Annotated in this window: 16 protein-coding genes; 5 read left to right on the top strand and 11 right to left on the bottom strand. The window is 69.1% G+C overall.

Going from position 1 to position 19,152, the window contains the following annotated elements; all coding sequences use genetic code 11:
• Nucleotides 1–59 precede the first annotated feature (59 nt).
• The 3 genes from GIY23_RS06665 to GIY23_RS06655 form a co-directional block, all read right to left on the bottom strand.
• Entirely contained in the window at nucleotides 60–1,559 is a 1,500-nt protein-coding gene (locus tag GIY23_RS06665) for a CoA-acylating methylmalonate-semialdehyde dehydrogenase (protein ID WP_154075859.1), read from the bottom strand.
• A gap of 224 nt (nucleotides 1,560–1,783) precedes the next feature.
• Entirely contained in the window at nucleotides 1,784–2,452 is a 669-nt protein-coding gene (locus GIY23_RS06660) for an MOSC domain-containing protein (RefSeq protein WP_228717578.1), read from the bottom strand.
• A 45-nt stretch (nucleotides 2,453–2,497) separates the two neighbouring features.
• Entirely contained in the window at nucleotides 2,498–3,550 is a 1,053-nt protein-coding gene (locus GIY23_RS06655) for an NAD(P)H-dependent flavin oxidoreductase (protein ID WP_154075858.1), read from the bottom strand.
• A gap of 120 nt (nucleotides 3,551–3,670) precedes the next feature.
• On the opposite strand from GIY23_RS06655, the gene GIY23_RS06650 reads away from it, so the two are divergent.
• Nucleotides 3,671–4,717: an FAD-dependent oxidoreductase gene (locus tag GIY23_RS06650; protein ID WP_154075857.1), complete on the top strand. Its 1,047-nt coding sequence runs from the start codon at nucleotides 3,671–3,673 to the stop codon at nucleotides 4,715–4,717.
• A 5-nt stretch (nucleotides 4,718–4,722) separates the two neighbouring features.
• Here GIY23_RS06650 and GIY23_RS06645 read toward each other — a convergent pair whose 3' ends face one another.
• The 8 genes from GIY23_RS06645 to GIY23_RS06610 are packed head-to-tail and all read right to left on the bottom strand — an operon-like array spanning nucleotide 4,723 to nucleotide 11,193.
• Complete coding sequence (locus GIY23_RS06645) at nucleotides 4,723–5,382, bottom strand: 3-oxoacid CoA-transferase subunit B (protein ID WP_154075856.1); 660 nt, start codon at nucleotides 5,380–5,382, stop codon at nucleotides 4,723–4,725.
• On the bottom strand, nucleotides 5,379–6,053 hold the full coding sequence (locus GIY23_RS06640) for a 3-oxoacid CoA-transferase subunit A (protein ID WP_154075855.1): 675 nt from the start codon (nucleotides 6,051–6,053) through the stop codon (nucleotides 5,379–5,381). The genes GIY23_RS06645 and GIY23_RS06640 overlap by 4 nt, the downstream gene beginning before the upstream one ends.
• Nucleotides 6,050–7,246 (bottom strand): thiolase family protein, encoded by a 1,197-nt coding sequence (locus GIY23_RS06635; RefSeq protein WP_154075854.1) that lies wholly within the window; start codon nucleotides 7,244–7,246, stop codon nucleotides 6,050–6,052. Before GIY23_RS06635 ends, GIY23_RS06640 begins: the two co-directional genes overlap by 4 nt.
• Nucleotides 7,243–8,031, bottom strand: coding sequence for an alpha/beta fold hydrolase (locus tag GIY23_RS06630; protein WP_222850251.1), 789 nt, complete (start codon nucleotides 8,029–8,031; stop codon nucleotides 7,243–7,245). Before GIY23_RS06630 ends, GIY23_RS06635 begins: the two co-directional genes overlap by 4 nt.
• Nucleotide 8,032: 1 nt before the next feature.
• On the bottom strand, nucleotides 8,033–8,317 hold the full coding sequence (gene catC, locus GIY23_RS06625; protein WP_154075853.1) for a muconolactone Delta-isomerase: 285 nt from the start codon (nucleotides 8,315–8,317) through the stop codon (nucleotides 8,033–8,035).
• The gene (gene catA / locus GIY23_RS06620) at nucleotides 8,317–9,159 is read right to left on the bottom strand and encodes a catechol 1,2-dioxygenase (protein ID WP_154075852.1); all 843 of its coding nucleotides are present in this window, start codon (nucleotides 9,157–9,159) and stop codon (nucleotides 8,317–8,319) included. The genes catC and catA overlap by 1 nt, the downstream gene beginning before the upstream one ends.
• 28 nt (nucleotides 9,160–9,187) lie before the next feature.
• Nucleotides 9,188–10,291, bottom strand: coding sequence for a mandelate racemase/muconate lactonizing enzyme family protein (locus GIY23_RS06615; protein ID WP_154075851.1), 1,104 nt, complete (start codon nucleotides 10,289–10,291; stop codon nucleotides 9,188–9,190).
• Nucleotides 10,288–11,193: a LysR substrate-binding domain-containing protein gene (locus tag GIY23_RS06610; protein ID WP_154075850.1), complete on the bottom strand. Its 906-nt coding sequence runs from the start codon at nucleotides 11,191–11,193 to the stop codon at nucleotides 10,288–10,290. The genes GIY23_RS06615 and GIY23_RS06610 overlap by 4 nt, the downstream gene beginning before the upstream one ends.
• Nucleotides 11,194–11,403: 210 nt before the next feature.
• Here GIY23_RS06610 and benA point away from each other — a divergent pair, with 210 nt between their 5' ends.
• From benA to GIY23_RS06590, 4 genes are all read left to right on the top strand, one after another.
• On the top strand, nucleotides 11,404–12,777 hold the full coding sequence (gene benA / locus GIY23_RS06605; RefSeq protein ID WP_154075849.1) for a benzoate 1,2-dioxygenase large subunit: 1,374 nt from the start codon (nucleotides 11,404–11,406) through the stop codon (nucleotides 12,775–12,777).
• An 89-nt stretch (nucleotides 12,778–12,866) separates the two neighbouring features.
• Complete coding sequence (gene benB / locus GIY23_RS06600) at nucleotides 12,867–13,352, top strand: benzoate 1,2-dioxygenase small subunit (RefSeq protein WP_154078659.1); 486 nt, start codon at nucleotides 12,867–12,869, stop codon at nucleotides 13,350–13,352.
• 22 nt (nucleotides 13,353–13,374) lie between these two features.
• Entirely contained in the window at nucleotides 13,375–16,224 is a 2,850-nt protein-coding gene (gene benC / locus GIY23_RS06595; protein WP_154075848.1) for a benzoate 1,2-dioxygenase electron transfer component BenC, read from the top strand.
• 27 nt (nucleotides 16,225–16,251) lie between these two features.
• A complete protein-coding gene (locus GIY23_RS06590) occupies nucleotides 16,252–18,939 on the top strand; it encodes a helix-turn-helix transcriptional regulator (RefSeq protein ID WP_154075847.1) in 2,688 nt (895 codons plus the stop codon).
• Nucleotides 18,940–19,152 lie beyond the last annotated feature (213 nt).

Here is a 19,152-nt window from a genome sequence, read left to right as displayed (position 1 = left end):
CCCGGTCGATCCGGTGACCGTCGCGTAGGGCGGGCACCTTGTACCCGCCCGACGCGCGGTCAGTTCATCGTCGGAATGGTGAAGCTGGCGCCTTCCTTGACGCCGGACGGCCAGCGCGAGGTGACGGTCTTGGTGGCGGTGTAGAACTTCACCGAGTCCGGCCCGTGCTGGTTGAGGTCGCCGAATCCGGACCGCTTCCAGCCGCCGAACGTGTGGTACGCGATCGGGACCGGGATCGGCACGTTGACGCCGACCATGCCGGTGTTGACGCGAGAGGTGAACTCCCGCGCGGCGTCCCCGTCCCGCGTGAAGATCGCGACACCGTTGCCGTACTCGTGTTCGCTGGGCAGACGCAGTGCCTGCTCGTAGTCGGCGGCACGCACCACCGAGAGCACCGGACCGAAGATCTCTTCCCGGTAGATCGTCATGTCCGGGGTGACCCGGTCGAACAGGCAGCCGCCGAGGAAGAAGCCGTCCTCGTGCCCGGCCATCGTGAACTCGCGGCCGTCGACGAGCAGCTCCGCCCCTTCGTCGACGCCCTTGCCGATGTAGTCGAGGACGCGTTGGCGGGCCTCGGCGGTCACCAGCGGGCCGAAGTCGGCAGCCTCGTCGTAGCTGGTCCCGATCCGCAGGTCGTTGACCTTCTTGACGAGCTTCTCGACGAGGGCGTCGGCGGTGGCCTCACCCACCGGAACGGCCACCGAGATCGCCATGCAGCGCTCGCCCGCCGAACCGTAGCCGGCACCGATGAGTGCGTCGGCCGCCTGGTCGAGGTCCGCGTCCGGCATGATGATCATGTGGTTCTTCGCGCCGCCAAAGCACTGCGCACGCTTTCCGTACTGGGCGCACGTGGTGTAGATGTACTCGGCGATCGCGGACGAGCCGACGAAGCCCACCGCCTGGATGCGCGGGTCGGTGAGCACCGCGTCGACCGCGGTCTTGTCGCCGTTGACGACGTTGAACACGCCCGGCGGCAGACCGGCCTCGATGAACAGCTCGGCCAGCCGCATCGGCACGGAGGGGTCGCGCTCGGAGGGCTTGAGGACGAAGGAGTTGCCGCAGGCGATCGCCGGGGCCGCCTTCCACAGCGGGATCATCGCGGGGAAGTTGAACGGGGTGATCCCGGCGACCACGCCGAGGGGCTGCCGCATCGAGTACACGTCGATGCCGGTGCCCGCGTTCTCGGTGTACTCCCCCTTGAGCAGGTGCGGAATGCCGCAGGCGAACTCCACGACCTCGAGGCCGCGCTGAATGTCGCCCTTGGCGTCGGGCACGGTCTTGCCGTGCTCGCTGGCCAACAGCCGGGCGAGCGAGTCCATTTCCCCGTTGACCAGCTCCAGAAACTTCATGAGCACGCGGGCACGCTTCTGCGGGTTCTGCTGCGCCCAGTCACGCTGCGCCTGCTCGGCGTCGGCCACGGCAGCCGCGACCTCGTCGGCGGAGGCGAGCGGCACCCTGGCCTGCACCGCACCCGTGTTGGGATCGAACACGTCACCGTGAGCGCCGGACGTTCCCGCCACGCGCCGGCCGCCGATGAAGTGCTCCAGCTCCTTGGTCATACCGCACCCTTCGCCGATGTCGCGCCTGCCGAGCCGGATCGAGCGACTCGGTACTAGGACGCCAAACGTTTGGTACTCCTATGATTCATGGCACAGGCGCCCGGGAACAGGGTGCGCTGTGTCACACCACCCAGTGTCCTCGGTCGGGCAAGCCCGCGCCCACCAGGTCGCGTGAGCCTTTTTGGTGGCTATAGCAACCAAAAAGGCTCACGCGTCCGCTCGGGTTACACGGGCCGGGATTCGCTGCCGCGGGCGGCGCTCACTCGGCGAGCCAACTCACCCGGCAGGTCGGACATCGCGGTTTCGAGGTGATCGAGCAGGTCGCGGCGGCCCTGCCCGACGAAAGCGAACGCCTCGCCCACGGTCACGCCGTGCTCCGGGGTCGACAGAACCTCCACCGCGTCCCCGGACGCGACGGCGCCGCCCTGCTCGACGGCGAAGTAGGAGCCGGTGCGGCCGTACTCGCTGAAGATCTTGACGAGGTTGGGCATGTCCCAATACCCCGCGAACACGCGGCACGGCACGCGCGGTGCGGTCACCCGCAGCAGCGCAGAACCGACACGCCAGCGCTGGCCGATCACCGCGTTGCTCGCGTCGCAGCCTGCCACCGTGAGGTTCTCTCCCGCGTTGCCCGGCGCCAGGTCTTTGCCGAGCCGCCGCGACCAGTACCGAAGGTCTTCGACGTCGAAGGCGTAGACGGCCTGGTCCCGACCGCCGTGATGCCGGGTGTCCACGACGAGGTCGCCGAGAACCCCGGAACCGGAGTCGGCATCTGGGTCGGCCAGGTCGATCGGCTCCCCGCTGGGCCGCTTGTCGATGCCGGTCCGGCCCATGCGTCCGGTCCAGTCACCGGTGCGTTCGACTGCGATGTTCACCGATTCCACACGCCCCATGCGGGCAACCTACAAGCCACCACACACCGGGAACGAGCGAATAACTCAGCCTCCGAGACGGCGCTGAGCGTCGCCGACGGCCGCGCGAGCCTCGTCGGCCAACGTGCGGACCAGCTCGGCCGCGGGCAACGGCCGCGCCAGCGAGTAGGTTTGCCCGGCCCACAGCGACATCGCCTCCGGATCGCCCGCCTTGCCCGCGGCGCCTCGGACCGGTCGGGTCAGGTGGTGCAGCTGCGGGTACGCAGCCGGGGCGTGCTCGGACTGTTCAGTGAGGAAGCGGTTGACCAGCCCGCGTGCGGGTCGTCCGCTGAACGCCCGGGTCAGCGCCGTGTCACGAGTCCCGGCGAGCAGTTCGTCGCGCTGCGTCGGCGCCGTTCCCGCCTCGTCGGCGAGCAGGAACGCGGTCCCGAACTGGGCGGCTGCCGCCCCTGCCGAGAGGACCGCCGCCACGTCGGCTCCCGTGACCAATCCTCCTGCGGCGATCAGCGGGACGTCGACGGTCGCGGCCACAAGACGCACTGCGGACAGTGTTCCGAGCAAGGTGCCACCGCCCGGGGTGTCGGCGTCGTCCTCGAACACCGACCGGTGTCCTCCGGCGTCGCTGCCCTGGACACACAGCACGTCAGCACCGACGTCGACGGCCGTTCGCGCCTCCTGCGGGGTGGTCACCGTGACGATCACCTCGGTGCCCGTCGCGTGCAGCCGCTGGACAGTGGCCTTCTCCGGGGCGCCGAAGGTGAACGAGACCATCGGCACGCGCTCAGCGAGCACGAGTTCGACCTTGGCCTGGTAGTCGTCGTCGTCCCAGTGCGGCGATCCCGGTTCGACGCCGTACCTCTGCGCCTCGTCTCCCACCCGCTCCACGTAGGCGCTGAGATCGGCCGGGTTGCGGGCACCAGGCACGAAGAGATTCACGCCGAACGGCTCGACTGTCAGCTCCCTCGTACGGGCGATCTGTTCCGAGAGCGCGTCCTCGGAGAGATACCCGGCGGCGAGGAAGCCGGTCGCGCCGGTGGCGGAGACGGCCGCGACGAGTTCGGGAGTCGAGGCACCACCGGCCATCGGTGCCGCCACGATCGGCAAGCGTTCCACGATCATGGGCAAACGTTAGCCGAACCCCGGCAGGCGGAGAATGACCCGCACCACAGGTGGTGCGGCGAGAGTGTGAGATCGGTCGGGAACGGGAAGCGCCCGCACCGAACGAGCGTTGTGGCGAGCGTGAGGCACACCGACGTCGTCGTCATCGGAGCAGGCCAGGCCGGCCTGTCGAGTGCGCATTTCCTGCGCCGGTCCGGTTTCGACTTCACGGTGCTCGACGCGAACCCGGCCCCCGGCGGCGCGTGGCAACACCGGTGGCCGACGCTGCGCATGGAGACGGTGCACGGGATCTTCGACCTGCCGGGAATGGCCTTCGACCCCCCGGCCCCCGACGAACGCGCCAACACCGCGATCCCCGCCTACTTCGCCGCCTACGAGCGAAAGTTCGAACTCGACGTGCAGCGCCCGGTGTCGGTGAACGCCGTACGCGAAGGCAACGACGGCGGCCTGGTCGTCGAAACCGACGCCGGTACGTGGTCCACCCGCGCCGTGATCAACGCCACCGGTACGTGGACCCGTCCGTTCCGGCCGCACTATCCCGGTGGTTCGGATTTCCTCGGCACCCAGCTGCACACCGCCGACTACCGGAGTCCGCAGGAACTGGCCGGGAAACGGGTGGTCGTCGTCGGCGGCGGAACGTCTGCCGTGCAGCTGCTGACCGAGATCGCCGAGTACGCCGCGACGCTCTGGGTGACCCGCCGCGCGCCGGTGTTCCGCGACGAGCCGTTCACCTCCGACTACGGCCGCATGGTCGTGGCGCGGGTGGACGAACGCGTCCGGGAGGGACTGCCACCCGAGAGCATCGTCAGTGCGACCGACCTGCCGCTCACTCCCCAGCTACGCGAAGCGCGCGAACGCGGCGTGCTCGACCGGTACCCGATGTTCGACCGGATCACGCCGGACGGCGTCGCGTGGGACGACGGAAGCGAGTGGCGCGCCGACGTGATTCTGTGGTGCACCGGATGGCGAGCCGCTCTCGATCACTTGGCACCGCTGCACCTGCGCAACTCCCAGGGTGGGATCGTCATGGACGGCACGCGGGTGGAGGCCGACCCTCGGATCCACCTTGTCGGCTACGGCCCCTCGGCCAGCACCGTCGGTGCCAACCGAGCGGGCCGCACGGCGGTGCGGGAGCTACGCGAGCTGCTCCGCCCCGCCGCGGCCTGACGAGCTCAGGCCACACGTTCCGACGTGGCGTCCCGGAGCGGTACGCCCACAATGGACTCCAGTTCCGTCATGGTGGTGCCGAACAGATCCCGGACGGCGACACCGTCCTTTTCGATGACGAAGACCGCGCGCTCGGTGTAGATCCGGCTGACACACCCGACTCCGGTCACCGGGTACGTGCATTCACCGACGAGCTTGCAGCGCCCGTCCTTGGTCTGCAGGCTCATCATCACCAGCGTTTCCTTCGCGCCGATGGCCAGATCCATCGCGCCGCCGACCGCCGGGATGGCGTCCGGCTCACCGGTGTGCCAGTTCGCGAGGTCACCGTTCGCGGAGACCTGATAGGCACCGAGCACGCAGGTGTCCAGGTGTCCCCCGCGCATCATCGCGAACGAGTCGGCGTGGTGGAAGTACGCGGCACCCGGCAGCTCGGTGACCGGGATCTTCCCGGCGTTGATCAGATCCGGGTCGATGTCGTCGCCGTGGGCTTCCGCGCCCATGCCGAGCATCCCGTTCTCGGTGTGCAGCACGATGTCGCTGTCCGCGCCGAGGTAGTTGGACACCTTGGTCGGCTGGCCGATGCCGAGGTTGACGAACGCGCCCCGCGGAATGTCCTTGGCGACCCGCTCGGCGATCTGCTCCTTGCTCAACACCTGATCGTTCATCGCTGCGTCGCCTCCGTGGGCACGATGGTGGACACGTGGATTCCGGGCGTGACCACCACTTCCGGGTCCATCGCACCGATCGGCACGACCTCGCGGACCTGCACGATCGTGTGGTGCGCGGCGGTCGCCATGATCGGCCCGAAGTTCCGCGCGGTCTTGCGAAAGGTCAGGTTCCCCGCCTCGTCGGCGGTATCGGCCTTGATGAGCGCGAAGTCAGCCTTGATGGGCTCTTCCAGCACGTGCCCGACACCGTCGATGATCCGGGTCTCCTTGCCCTCGGCCAGCTGGGTCCCGTACCCGACCGGGGTGAAGAAGCCGCCGATCCCGGCACCGCCCGCGCGAATCCGCTCGGCCAGGTTGCCCTGCGGTACCAGGTCCAGCTCGATGTCACCCGCGCGGTAGCGCTCGTCGAAACACCAGGAATCCGACTGGCGCGGGAACGAACAGACGATCCTGCGGACGCGCTTCTGCCCGACGAGCGCCGCCAGACCCTCGTCCCCGTTGCCCGCGTTGTTGCTTGCGACGGTGAGTGCCTCCGCGCCGTTGCGAACCAGCGCCTCGATCAGCTCCACCGGTTGCCCTGCGACACCGAACCCGCCGATGAGCACCGTCGCACCGGAGCCGATGTCGGCGACGGCGGCGTCCGGGTCGGTCACTACCCGCGCGGTCATGATTTCCTCCCCGAGACGTTCTCCAGCACCACGGCAAGCCCCTGGCCGACGCCGATGCAGATCGCGGCGACGCCGTAGCGTCCGCCGGAGCGTTGCAACCCGCGAGCGAGAGTTCCGAGGACGCGGGTCCCGGAGGCGCCCAGCGGATGCCCGATCGCGATCGCGCCGCCGTACGGGTTCACGATCTCCGGATCCACCTCCCACGCGTCGATGCAGGCCAGCGATTGCGCGGCGAAGGCTTCGTTGAGTTCGACGACGTCGACGTCGTTCCAGGTGATCCCGGCCCGAGTGAGAGCACGGTTCGCGGCCTCCACCGGGGCGTAGCCGAAGTACTGGGGCTCGTTCGCCCACGCGCCCCGGCCGGCGATCCGCGCCACCGGGTCGATCCCCAGCAGCTCGGCCGCGTTCGCCGACCCCAGCAGGGCGGCGGAGGCCCCGTCGTTCAGCGGCGACGAGTTGCCCGCCGTGACCGTGCCGTCGCCGCGGAACACGGTCTTGAGGCCGGCGAGGCGTTCCACCGTCGTGTCGGGGCGGATCGACTCGTCCCTGGAGAGCTCGGCGCCGGGCACGCTCACGGTCAGGTCGTCGTAGAAGCCTTCGTCCCACGCCTTCGCGGCGAGCCGATGCGAGCGTTCGGCGAACGCGTCCTGCCGATCACGGCCGATGTCGTACTTCTCCCGAAGCTGCTCGGTGGCCTCACCCAGCGACACCGTCCACGTCGGATCCATCTTCGGATTCACCAGCCGCCAACCCAGCGTGGTCGACGACAGTGTCACGTCTCCTGCCTGGAACGGCTTCTCGCTCTTCGGCATGACCAGCGGGGCGCGGCTCATCGACTCCACCCCGCCCGCGACGACGACGTCCGCGTCGCCGGTCTCGATCTGCCTGGACGCCTGGATCGCGGCGTCCAGGCTCGATCCGCAGAGCCGGTTCAGCGCCGAGCCGGGCACGCTCACCGGCAGCCCGGAGAGCAGCACCGCCATCCTGGCGACGTTGCGGTTCTCCTCCCCCGCACCGTTGGCGTTGCCGAGGAGCACCTCGTCGATGCCCTCCGGTGGCAGGTTCGGCACCCGCCGGGCCTGCTCGCCCACGACCAGCGCCGCGAGGTCGTCGGGCCGTGTCTTGGCGAGCGCGCCACCGTACTTCCCGAACGGTGTGCGAACGGCGTCGTAGAGGAACGACTCGCCGGTCATGTCTCGTCTCCTTCCTCGATCCCCCAGGCCAGCAGCAGGTCGGCGACCGCATCCGGCTGTTCGGCCGGTGCCAGATGAGCGGCGTGATTGATCACGACGGCACGACCGGTTCGGACTCCGTCGACGATGTCGTGTGCCTGCTGTGGCGGGCAGACCGCGTCGTCGGCCCCGGCGACGGCGAGCACCGGAATGTCGATCTCGCCGAGGCGGTCACGTACGTCGTACGTGGCCAGAGCCTCGCACACGCGGGCGTACGAGTCGTCGTCCGCGGCGACCAGCGAATCGAGCAGTTCCGTCACGGCGCCGGGCAGCTGCGTTCTCGACTCCGGGGAGAACCACCGCTGGCGCGAACCGTCGACCATCGCCGCGGTTCCGTCGCGGCGCACGAAATCCGCCCGGTCCTGCCAGTTCTGCGCGCTACCGATCTGCGCACCGGAGCACATCACGGCCACCGCCTCGGCGACCCCGCCTGCACGCAGGGCGAGTTCGAGGCCCGTGGCGCCGCCGACCGAGACGCCCGCGTACCGGGCGCGTCCGGACGGCCACTCCGCGAGCACGGCCTCGGCAAGGTCCGCGACGGTGAACGATCCGTCGGCGATGGGGCTCCGACCGTGTCCCGGCAGATCCCAGCCAACGACCCGGTACCGCTGCGCGAGTCGCTTCGCGCACGCGGTCCACAGCGGCTCGACGGCGGTTCCCAACGACGAGCCGACCACGAGGGTCTCCGCGCCCGCGGGCCCGTCTGCGAGCACGGTCCACGCGATTTCCGGTCTGGTCAGCGTCACCTCAGCCTGCCTTGACGTCGGAGGGATGGGTCGCGAGCGGGGTCACCGCGATGTCCATGTACGGGAACAACGGCAGGTTCGACACCAACTGGTGCAACTCGTCGTTGCTCGCGACGTCGAAGATGCTGACATTGGAGTACTGACCGGTGATCCGCCAGATGTGTGGCCACTTGCCGTCGCGTTGCAGCTGCTGCGAGTACGCCTTCTCCCTGGCCAGGGTGTCGGCGCGGACGTCTGGGTCCATGTCCGGCGGCAGGTGTACGTCCATCTTCACGTGGAAAAGCATCAGGAGGCGTCCAAGACGAAGTCGTAGGTGACCTGGTTTCCGTTGCCGCTGTCCGCGGGTCGCACGTCGAGCAGCAACTCCGGCTTGACCGCGGAGGCGATGTCGTCGTCGTTGTGCGGGTCACCGGGGAAGTACAGCTGCGCGGTGAGCTTCTGGTGCCCAGGCGCGGAGACCTTCAGGTGCAGGTGGGCGGGCCGCCATGCGTGCCACCCGGCGGCGGCGATCAGTTTCCCGCACGACCCGTCCGTCGGGATCTGGTACGGGGCGGGCTGAATCGTGTTGATCTTGAAGTTGCCCTGCTCGTCGGCGACGACCGCACCGCGCAGGTTCCACTCCGGGATGTTCGGCGCGAACTGGGAGTAGTACCCCTCGTCGTCGGCCTGCCACATCTCGACCTTCGCCCCGGACAACGGAGTACCGTCGACGGCACGGACCTGACCCTGGAACAACAGCGGCGTCCCCGGCTCGTTCTCCCGCATCGGCAGCGTGGCCTCGGCCTGGTACTCCGGCGCGTCCGGCACGTAGTACGGGCCCTCGATGCTGCCCTTGTTGCCTTCGCGGCCGGAGGTCGCGACGTCCTCGACGACGTGCTCGACCCACACGTCCAGGAACAGCGGCCACTCGCCGTCCTGCCCGACGTTGATCAGCCACGCCTTCAGGGCGTTGTACTCGTCGTAGGTGACCTCGTGCTTGCGAATCGTCTGGTGGACTGCGTCCAGCACCTCGCGAGCCAGCATGTCCACCCGTTCCGGCGGAGTGTCGGCCGCGGCTGCGGCCTTGTCCGACTGGAACCGGTCGGTCGCCGAAGCGCCCGAGCCGGCGGCGGTGACGGTCTCTGACATGACGATTCTCCTTCGAAGTTCGGGTTCTTCAGGCGTCCAGCCGGTAGTGCGTGAGCTTGTCCTCGTCGATCTCGACACCGAGACCCGAGCCCGGCCGGATGGTGAGCTCACCGCCGCTGATCCGCAGCGGCTCGGTGAGCAGGTCGTCGGCCATGTCCAGGAAGTTCGACAGCTCCCCCGCCCGTTGCGAGGTCAGGCGGAACGCGGAGCCGAACACGACCGTGCACATCGACCCGAGCTGGCCGTCGATCTGGTTGCCCATCACGGTCTCCAGGCCGAGGCCCTCGCACAGGTGATGCACGCGCAGGGAACCGGTGAAACCGGTACGGGCCACCTTGATGCTCACCGCGGTCGCCGAGCCGCCGAGGACTTCGCGAGTCACCTCGGCCGGCGTGACCGCGGATTCGTCGGCGACGAACGGGATGTCGCACCGGTCCACGAGCCATCGTCGGCCCAGCACGTCGTCGGCGGGGCAGAGTTCCTCGGCCAGCGTCAGTCCCAGGTCCCGCATCTCGTCCAGCGCCCGCGCCGACTCGGAGGCACTCCAGCCCCGGTTGCCGTCGACGTAGAGCTCGACCTCGTCGCCGAGGTTCTCGCGCAACGCCCGCACCACGGCGGTGTCGAGCGTGTGCGGCCGCCTGCCGACCTTGACCTTGAACGTGGTGATGCCGTGCTCGTCCCGCATCCGTTGCGCTTCGTCGACCATGACCGACGGCTCGTCGAACCCGAGCATGTGGCTGACCCGCATCCGGTCCGTGTAGCCGCCCAGCAGTTCGCTGACCGGCAGGTTCAACGTCTTGCCCAGCGCGTCCCAGACGGCCATGTCGAGGGCCGACTTCGCTGCCGGGTTGCCGACGGTGCGCTCCATCCGGGCACGCATCGTCTCCCGGTCGGTGAGCTCGAGACCCGTCAGCTGGTCGGCGAAGATCTGGCGGACTGCCGCGAGCACGCCGTCCTGCGTCTCGCCGTAGGTGAACGGTCGCGGCGGCGCCTCGGCGACACCGGCGATCCCGTCGTCGGTGTGGACCCGCACCAGCACATGCTGCGCCGTGTCGACCTCGCCACTGGCGAAGCGCAACGGCTTGCGGTACGGGATGGCGAACGGGATCGCCTCGATCCGGATGATCTTCATCGGCCGGTCTCCGGGTTCTCGTCGAACAGTCCACTGGATTCGAGTGTCTTCAGCACGTGCGCGACCAGCGGCGAGTCGTCGTCGCGCCGCCACGCCAGCGCCAGGTCGATGGAATCGGCGTCGGGCAGGTTCCGGAAGACCACGCCGCTCGGTGGGGCGTTGCGGACGGACTCCGGCACCAGTGTGACGCCGAGACCTGCGGAAACCAACGCGAGCAGCACGCCGGTGGACGGCGCCGTGTGGCGGTGCCGGGGCGCGAAGCCTGCCGTGCGGCACGCGCGCGTCATGGCGTCGTTCATCGCCGAGTGCGAGTCCGTGTAGAGGACCCAGTCCTCGGTGCGCAGGTCCGCCATCACCACGTCCGGCTGTTCCACGAGCCGATGGTCGGCGGGCATCGCGAGCACCAGGGCTTCGCTGGTGATCGTGCGCATCGTCAGGTCCTCGCCCTCCACCGGCGGACGCAGCACACCCAGATCCAGCCGGGCCGAGGACAACGACTCCACCTGGGCGGGGGTGAGCAGGTCCGCGTGGATCTCCAGCGCCACCTCCGGTAGCTGCTCGTTGAGCACTCGCGCGATCATCGGCAACTGGCTGTAAGCGGCAGTCCCGGTGAACCCGATCCGGATCAGGCCTTGGCGGCCGTCCACCATTCGGCGAACTCCACGGACGCTGTCTTCGACCGAGTCGAGGACCCGCAGCGCGTCCCGATACAGCAGTTCCCCCGCGGGGGTGAGGCTGACCTGTCTCGTCGTACGGGCGAGCAGGGTGACGCCGAGCTCGCGTTCGAGTTGCCGGATCGAGTGCGACAACGCCGGCTGGGCGATGTGCAGGCGTTCGGCGGCGAGCCGGAAGTGCCGGGTCTCGGCGACCGCGGCGAAGTAGCGCAGGTGCCTGAGCTCCATGTCGCCCCCTTCGACGCCGCCGCGGTTCCGCTTCGATTCATTGACGGTATGTACGAGTATTGGGGCAACGCAAGGTCTCATTCATGCATGATTGATCGACCATAATGATGGATCACCCCCTGGGTCAGTCCTAGGCATTTGCCCAATGTGACTGCGCACACGTGTCGTCATAGTCGTTCGACAGACCGCCGCTCGTAACCGGGAGGACACATGACCGACACGCTTCAGCACCTGACGTCCGTGCTGTCCGACGCCGTGGTCGACGACGCCGACGCGGGTGTGCACAAGGCCAAGCGCACCATCTTCACCGACGAGGAACTCTTCGAGCTGGAGATGAAGCACATCTTCGAGGGCAACTGGATCTACCTCGCCCACGAGAGCCAGGTGGCCCATCCCGGCGACTACTTCACCACCTACATCGGCCGTCAGCCGATCGTGATCACCCGGGACAAGCAGGGCCAGCTGCACTGCATGATCAACGCCTGCGCGCACCGCGGCGCGATGGTCTGCAGGCGCAAGACCGACAACCGGACGACGCTGACGTGCCCGTTCCACGGCTGGACCTACCGCAACGACGGCAAGCTGCTCAAGGTCAAGGACCCGGACGGCGCCGGCTACCCGGAGACCTTCGACAACGACGGGTCGCACGACCTCACCAAGGTCGCGAAGTTCGACTCCTACCGCGGGTTCCTGTTCGGCAGCCTGAACCCCGACGTCAAGGACCTCGCCGACCACCTGGGCGACACCACGAAGGTCATCGACATGCTCGTGGACCAGTCCCCCGACGGGCTGGAGGTGCTCAAGGGCGCGTCCACCTACACCTTCGACGGCAACTGGAAGGTCCAGGCCGAGAACGGTGCCGACGGCTACCACGTCACCGCGACGCACTGGAACTACGCCGCGACGACCTCGCGACGGGACACCGGCGAGTCGAAGAACCAGACCAAGACCCTCGACGCGGGCAGCTGGGGCAAGTCCGGTGGCGGCTACTGGTCCTACCCCAACGGCCACCTGTGCCTGTGGACGTGGGCGGGCAACCCCCAGGATCGTCCACTGTGGGACAACCTGGACGCGCTCAAGGAGAAGTTCGGCGACGCCAAGGGCGAGTTCATGGTCAAGGGCTCCCGGAACCTCTGCCTGTACCCGAACGTGTACCTGATGGACCAGTTCTCCACCCAGATCCGCCACTTCCGCCCGATCGCACCGGACAAGACCGAGGTCACGATCTACTGCATCGCGCCGAAGGGTGAGAGCGCCCAGTCGCGGGCCTGGCGCATCCGGCAGTACGAGGACTTCTTCAACGCCTCCGGTATGGCCACCCCGGACGACCTGGAGGAGTTCCGCGCCTGCCAGCAGACGTTCCAGGCCACCGCCGCACCGTGGAACGACATGAGCCGCGGCGCCGAGCACTGGCTCAACGGACCGGACGAGGTCGCCGAGACCCTCGGCATGCACGGCGTCATCTCCGCAGGCCAGAAGAACGAGGACGAGGGCCTGTTCGCGGTGCAGCACGGCTACTGGCAGGACACGCTGCAGAGCGCCCTGCAGAAGGACGAAGCCGAGCAGACGAACCCCACCCGCTGAGGAGCATTGCCGTGACGACCGCGACCCAGAACTCCGAAACCCCGAACTCGACGGCACCGCGGACCGCCGCGACGCCGGCGGGAACCGAGATCACCCAGCACGACATCGAACAGTTCCTCTACCGGGAAGCGCGCTACCTCGACGACCGTGAGTTCGAGAAGTGGCTCGAGTGCTACGCCGACGACGTCGTCTACTGGATGCCGTCGTGGCGCGACGACGACCTGCTCTCCGAGGACCCGCAGACCGAGATCTCACTGATCTACTACCCCAACAAGGGCGGCCTCGAGGACCGGGTCTTCCGGATCCGCACGGAGCGTTCGGCGGCCACCTCGATCCCCGAACCGCGGACCAGCCACAACATCAACAACGTGGAGGTCATCGAACGCCGCGGTGATCTCGTCGACATCCGGTTCAACTGGCACACGATGTACTTCCGGTACAAGACCGTCGACACCTACTACGGCACGTCCTTCTACACGATCGACTTCTCCGGCGAGTCCCCGCTGATTCGCCGCAAGACGGTGGTGTTGAAGAACGACTACATCCACCACGTCGTGGACATCTACCACTTCTGAGGCGACCGCGAGGAGCCGGAGCATGAGCCAGCACCAAGTGGCGCTCGCGTTCGAGGACGGCGTCACCCGTTTCATTTCCTGTGAGGACGACCAGACGGTCGCCGACGCCTCGTACCGGTCCCGGATCAACATCCCGTTGGACTGCCGGGACGGTGCGTGCGGAACGTGCAAGGCGTTCTGCGAATCGGGGAACTTCTGGGGCGGCGACTACATCGACGACGCGCTGGCCGACGACGAGGCGCAGCGTGGGTACGTCCTGCCGTGCAGCATGACGCCGAAGTCGGACCTCGTGCTCCGGATCGCCAGCACGTCGGCGGTCGCCAAGACTCAGCCGACCACCTACACCGGGACGTTGGCGCACGTGACCCGGCTGTCGTCGACGACGTACTCGGTCGGGATCGAGATCCCGAACCGCGACGAACTCGCCTACCTGCCGGGCCAGTACGTCAACATCGCGGTGCCGGGCACCGACGAGTCCCGCTCGTACTCGTTCAGCAACGCGCCGGACGAGCACACGTTGACGTTCCTCGTGAAGTTGAGCCCCGGCGGGGTGATGTCGACGTACCTGACCGAGCGCGCCCGGGTGGGCGACGAGATCTCGTTCACCGGGCCGCACGGCAGCTTCTTCCTGCGCGAGACCGAGCGTCCGGCGCTGCTGGTCGCTGGCGGGACCGGGTTGGCGCCGATCATGTCGATCCTGCGGAAGCTGCGCGCCGACAACACCACCCGGCCGGTGCACGTCCTCTACGGCGTGAGCACCGACGAAGACCTCGTCGAACTCGACACCGTGGACGGACTCACCAGCGAGATCGGCGCGGTCGGGTGGGAGCACTGCGTCGCCGACCCGCAGAGCTCGGCCGCGAACAAGGGATTCGTGACCAGCCTGCTGCGGGCAGAGCAGGTCTACGACGGCGACGTGGACGTGTACCTGTGCGGTCCGCCGCCGATGGTCGAGGCGGTGCGGGAGCACTTCTCCACCGAGGGCATCGAACCGGTCGGCTTCTACTACGAGAAGTTCGCGCTGTCCGGTACCGCAGCCGACTCGGGGGCTCCGTCGGCCCAGGCGGACGCCTCCGCTCCGGCCGAGCCGCAACCCGAGGTGGCAGCCGTCCCGGCGCCGCCGGAACCCGAACCCGCTGTTCCCGAAGACCCCGCTCCCGTCGAACCCGCTGTGCCGGACACCCCGGCGACGCTGACCACCGACGAAACGGACGCAGTGCCGACCGAGGAGGTGCCGACACCGGTGCCGCAAGCCAGATCGATCGCCGGGCAGGTCGTCTCACCGCGTGCGGACGTTCAGCCGCTGCACGCGGCCAACGGCGCGCCGTCCACCGAACGCGAGGCCGCCACCGCACGCGCCATCGCCGGTCAACCGATCACCCGTGCCAGCGGCGACGGCCCGACCGCCGATGTCGGCACGGGAGAGGGCCTGCTGCCCGCTCCGGGGGCGCGATCCGTCGCGGGCCAACAGATCCTCCCCGATGCCGAGATCGAGCCGTTGGTTCGGCGTCCCGCCCAGTCCCCCACTCCGGTTCCGGCCTCCACGCCGGCACAACCCTCCACACCGACCGTGGCGGTCGGCGCTGCCGGGCAGCACAACGGGGGCGGGTACGTCATCGGCGAGGAGCACCCGTCGGTGCACCATTCCGACGCGATCTTCGAAGCGCGGGAAGCGTTGGAACTCGGCGCGCTGGAGTTGACCATCGGCAGGCTGTCCTCGCAGGACCTGGCGGGGTACCGGCTGCTCGCCGAGTCGACCGTGCCGTACGTCGAGGGGGACCGGTTCACCGACGCCGCCGCGTACACCGAGACGAACGCGGCGTTCCACGACTACCTGTTCACCCTGACCGGCAACGATCACCTGCTGCAGGCGTACCAGAACCTCGGGGTGAAGGGCCGCATGCAGGAGGTCCTGCGCCACGCCACCTGGTGTGACCCGTCGGTCGCCCAGGACCACCTGGACATCGTCGAGGCCTTCGAGTCCGGCGACCGCGAGCGGGCCCGCACGCTGGTCGTCGAGCACGCGGAGCGCTCCAAGCGGACGATGCGGCGCGCCATGGACGACACCCGTGCCCAAGTACTGCCGGATCGCTACTACCCCGGCCGGTTCGAGGGCAAGGTCGTCGTGGTCACCGGTGCGGCGCAAGGGATCGGGCAGGCCGTGGCGCGCCGGGTCGCCGCCGAGGGCGGCACGGTGGCCCTGGTCGACCGCGCCGAGATGATCGAGGACGAGGCATCGTTGCTCTGCGCCGCAGGCACTCGGGCCGCTCCGGTGCTCGCCGACCTCGAGACGTGGTCGGGTGCGACGAAGACCGTCGAGAACACGCTGGAACGTTTCGGCCGGATCGACGTGCTCATCAACAACGTCGGCGGTGCGATCGCGTTCAAGCCGTTCGAGGAGTTCGGCGACGACGAGATCCAGGCCGAGATCACCCGGTCGCTGATGCCCACCCTGTGGTGCAGCCGGGCGGTGCTTCCCGCGATGATCGAAGCGGGCGGCGGCACGATCGTGAACGTCTCCTCGAACGCCACCCGCGGCATCCACCGGGTGCCGTACTCGGCGGCGAAGGGCGGGGTCAACGCCATCACCAGTGCGCTGGCGATGGAGGCGGCACCGCACGGGATCCGGGTGGCGGGAACAGCTCCCGGCGGCACCGAGGCTCCGGAACGGCGGATCCCGCGCGGGCCCGCCCGAGACGAGCGGGAAGAAGGCTGGTTCCAGCAGACCTACGACCAAGTCGTGGATTCCACGTTCCAGAAGCGTTACGGAACATTGGACGAGCAGGCCGCCGCGATCACGTTCGTGGCGTCCGACGAGGCCTCGTACATCACCGGTTCGGTCCTGCCGGTCGCAGGCGGCGACCTGGGCTGACGGGGACACCGTGGATACAGTGACCCGATGCATCGGTTGGTGGGCCGGGTCACGGAGCTCGCGACGCTGCGCCGTCTGCTGGACGAGACGGAGACCGACGGCGCCACCGTCGCGCAGCTGACCGGTCCTGCCGGTGTCGGCAAAACGGCCCTGCTGACGCATTTCCTTGCCGGACTCACCGACACGCCCGTGCGGCGGGCCAGGGCTGTGCCCTGGGAAACCGAGCGGCCGTTCGGGGTGTTGGAGCAGCTGCTCGGACGGCTTCCGCCCGAGGCGACGGTGGACCCGCTCCGCGCCGGTGACGCGCTGGCCGAGTCGCAGGTCGCCGTGTGCGTCGTCGACGACGCTCACTGGTGCGACCCGGACACGGTGCGCGCGTTCTCGTCGTGCGCACGGCACCACCCGCGTTCGAGGATGCTCCTCCTGTTCGCGGGACGACCGGATTCGGGTTCCGACCCGAGCATGGACGAGCTCGTCGCGAGGACCGCCGACACCACACTCGCGATCGAGCCGCTGCCCTCCTCGGCCGTGATCGACCTGGCCGCCGACCACGGCGTCACCCTTGCTCCGCCCCGTGCGGAACACCTCCGCGCGCACACCGGAGGGATCGCCGGGCACCTCGTCGCACTGCTCACCGAAACCCCGGCGGAGACTTGGTCCGAGCCGGACACCGCACTGCCCCCGACCGCCGCCGTGCGCGCGGACACCGCGCGGCGGATGGAGTCCTGCTCCGAGTCGGCACGGCAGCTGGTCAAGGCCGTCGCCGTCCTGGGCGGCCCCGCGAGCCTGGCGGAGGCGGTCGCACTCGCGGAGCTGGACGAGCCGTTGCCGGCGACGGATCAAGCGACGGCCACCGGCCTGCTCACCCAGACGACGCGACGCGGAGCCGCACTCCTCGCACTCCCCGGCCCGATGACGGAGGCTGCCGTCGTGGCGTCGCTCGGCGTGGCCGAACGCACCTCCGCGCATCGGCGGGCGGCCACGATCGTGACCGATCCGGTGCGGCGGCTGGACCACGAGATCGGGGCGACGCTACTTCCCGATCCCTCACTGGCAGACCGCCTCGACGCCCTGGCAGGAGAACGCTCCGCCGCCGGGGAGTGGGCGGTGACCGCGGAACTGCTCATCAAAGCCAGTCGCCTGTCCACCGAGGACCAGGGACGGGACGAACGACTCCTGCGCGGGGTCGACGCGTTCGTCGGCGCGGGCGACATCTCGCGCGCCGCCACGTACACCGCAGAGGTGGCGAGCCTGCGGGAAACTCCGTTGCAGGGTGCGGTTCTGGGCTACCTGGCGATCGTGCGCGGTCGCTCAGCCGAGGCCGTAAGCCGATTGTCGCGGGCGTGGGACCTCGTGGTCCCCGAACGGAACCCGGACGTCGCGGCCCAGATCTGCCAACGCTACGTGCTGCACAGCCTCGCCGAGCTCAACGGCGACGGCCTGGTGCGCTGGTCCGACCGCGCCGTCGAACTCGCCGGTTCGGGCTCGACGATCGCGCTGGAAGCCGAAGCGATCCGCGGTCTCGGCATCGCCGGCTCCGGCCACCCCGTCGAGGCGATGAGCGGCTACCGCGTGCTCGCCGAGCGCAAACCACAGGGCGCGCAGGCACAGCGCGTCGGGATGGCGATCGGGTGGCTGAACCTCGCCCTCGATCGCGTCGACGACGCCATCGTCGAGTTGCAGGCCGCGGTCCCGACCGGGTTCCTCGGCGGCTCCGAGCGGATCTCGCTGTGGGCACGAGCGTGGCTGGCCCGCGCTCAGTTCGCTCGCGGCGAGTGGGACGCCGCCTTGGCGACCGTCCACGGGGGACTGAACCTGGCCGACCGCACCGGCCACGCCTTGATCACTCCGCTCATCCACTGGACCGCCACTCAGGTGCACGCGCTGCGCGGTGACTGGGACGAAGCTCAGCGGAGCCTGCGGGCCGGGGCGGCGGGACCGCACGACTACGCGATCATGCGAGTGCCCGCGTGCCTCGGCCTGGCGCATTACAACGAGGCTCTCGCCGACTATTCCGGGGTGTTGCAAGCGCTTGCGCCGCTGACGCGGACGTGGGCGGCGGGCACCATCACCGAGTCGGGGTTCTGGCCGTGGGCGGACGTCTACGCCAACGCGCTGGTCCTGCAGAACCGCTACGAGGACGCCGAGGAGTTCCTCGACACCCACGAGTCGATCGTCGCCGAGCGAGGTCAGGTCTCTGGGCAGGCGCGCCTCGGCTACGCCCGAGGCAGGCTGCTCGCCGCGCGCGGCGACCTGGACGCGGCACGGAAGAGCTTCGAGAACTCGTTGCGGCTGCTGGAAGACCTCCCACTGCCCTACGAGCGAGCGCGGGTCAACTTCGCCTACGGGCAGGCGCTGCGCCGGGCGGGGAAACGACGGGATGCGGACGGGGTGATGACGACCGCCCGCGAGCTCTACGCCCGGCTCGGCGCCCAGACCTACGTGCTGCGGTGCGACCGGGAGCTGAAGGCCGCCGGAGTGCGCACCGGGTCGTCGGGGGTCGCGGAGGAGTCGCCGCACCTTTCGCTGACCCCGCAGGAACGCGCCGTGGGCGAACTCGTCTCGAACGGGCACAGCAACAGGGAAGTCGCCGACGAGCTGTTCCTGTCGACCAAGACAGTGCAGTACCACCTGACCCGGATCTACATGAAGTTCGGCATCCGCTCCCGGGCGGAACTCGCCGCACGCTGGGACGACGTCCGCGGCGGCGAGTAGGAACTCCGTGCAGAAGGTGTTGCTCGGCGGCGGGTAGCGCCACCTCAGCGCCCTTTTCGCGAGGTGCGGTTCCGCCACGAACCTGCGCACCCTTCCACAGACGAAACAGTGGGCGGGAACCCCGTCTCCGGGATTCCCGCCCACTTCGCACCATCGCGTTTGTCCGAACACCCCGCCACAGGGCCGCTGGTGCGTCTTACTGAGCGCCCGCCC

Source organism: Allosaccharopolyspora coralli, assembly GCF_009664835.1.
Classification (GTDB): Bacteria; Actinomycetota; Actinomycetes; order Mycobacteriales; family Pseudonocardiaceae; genus Allosaccharopolyspora; species Allosaccharopolyspora coralli.
Note: the sequence above shows the minus strand (reverse complement) of the source record. Positions and strands in the feature narration are given on the sequence as shown.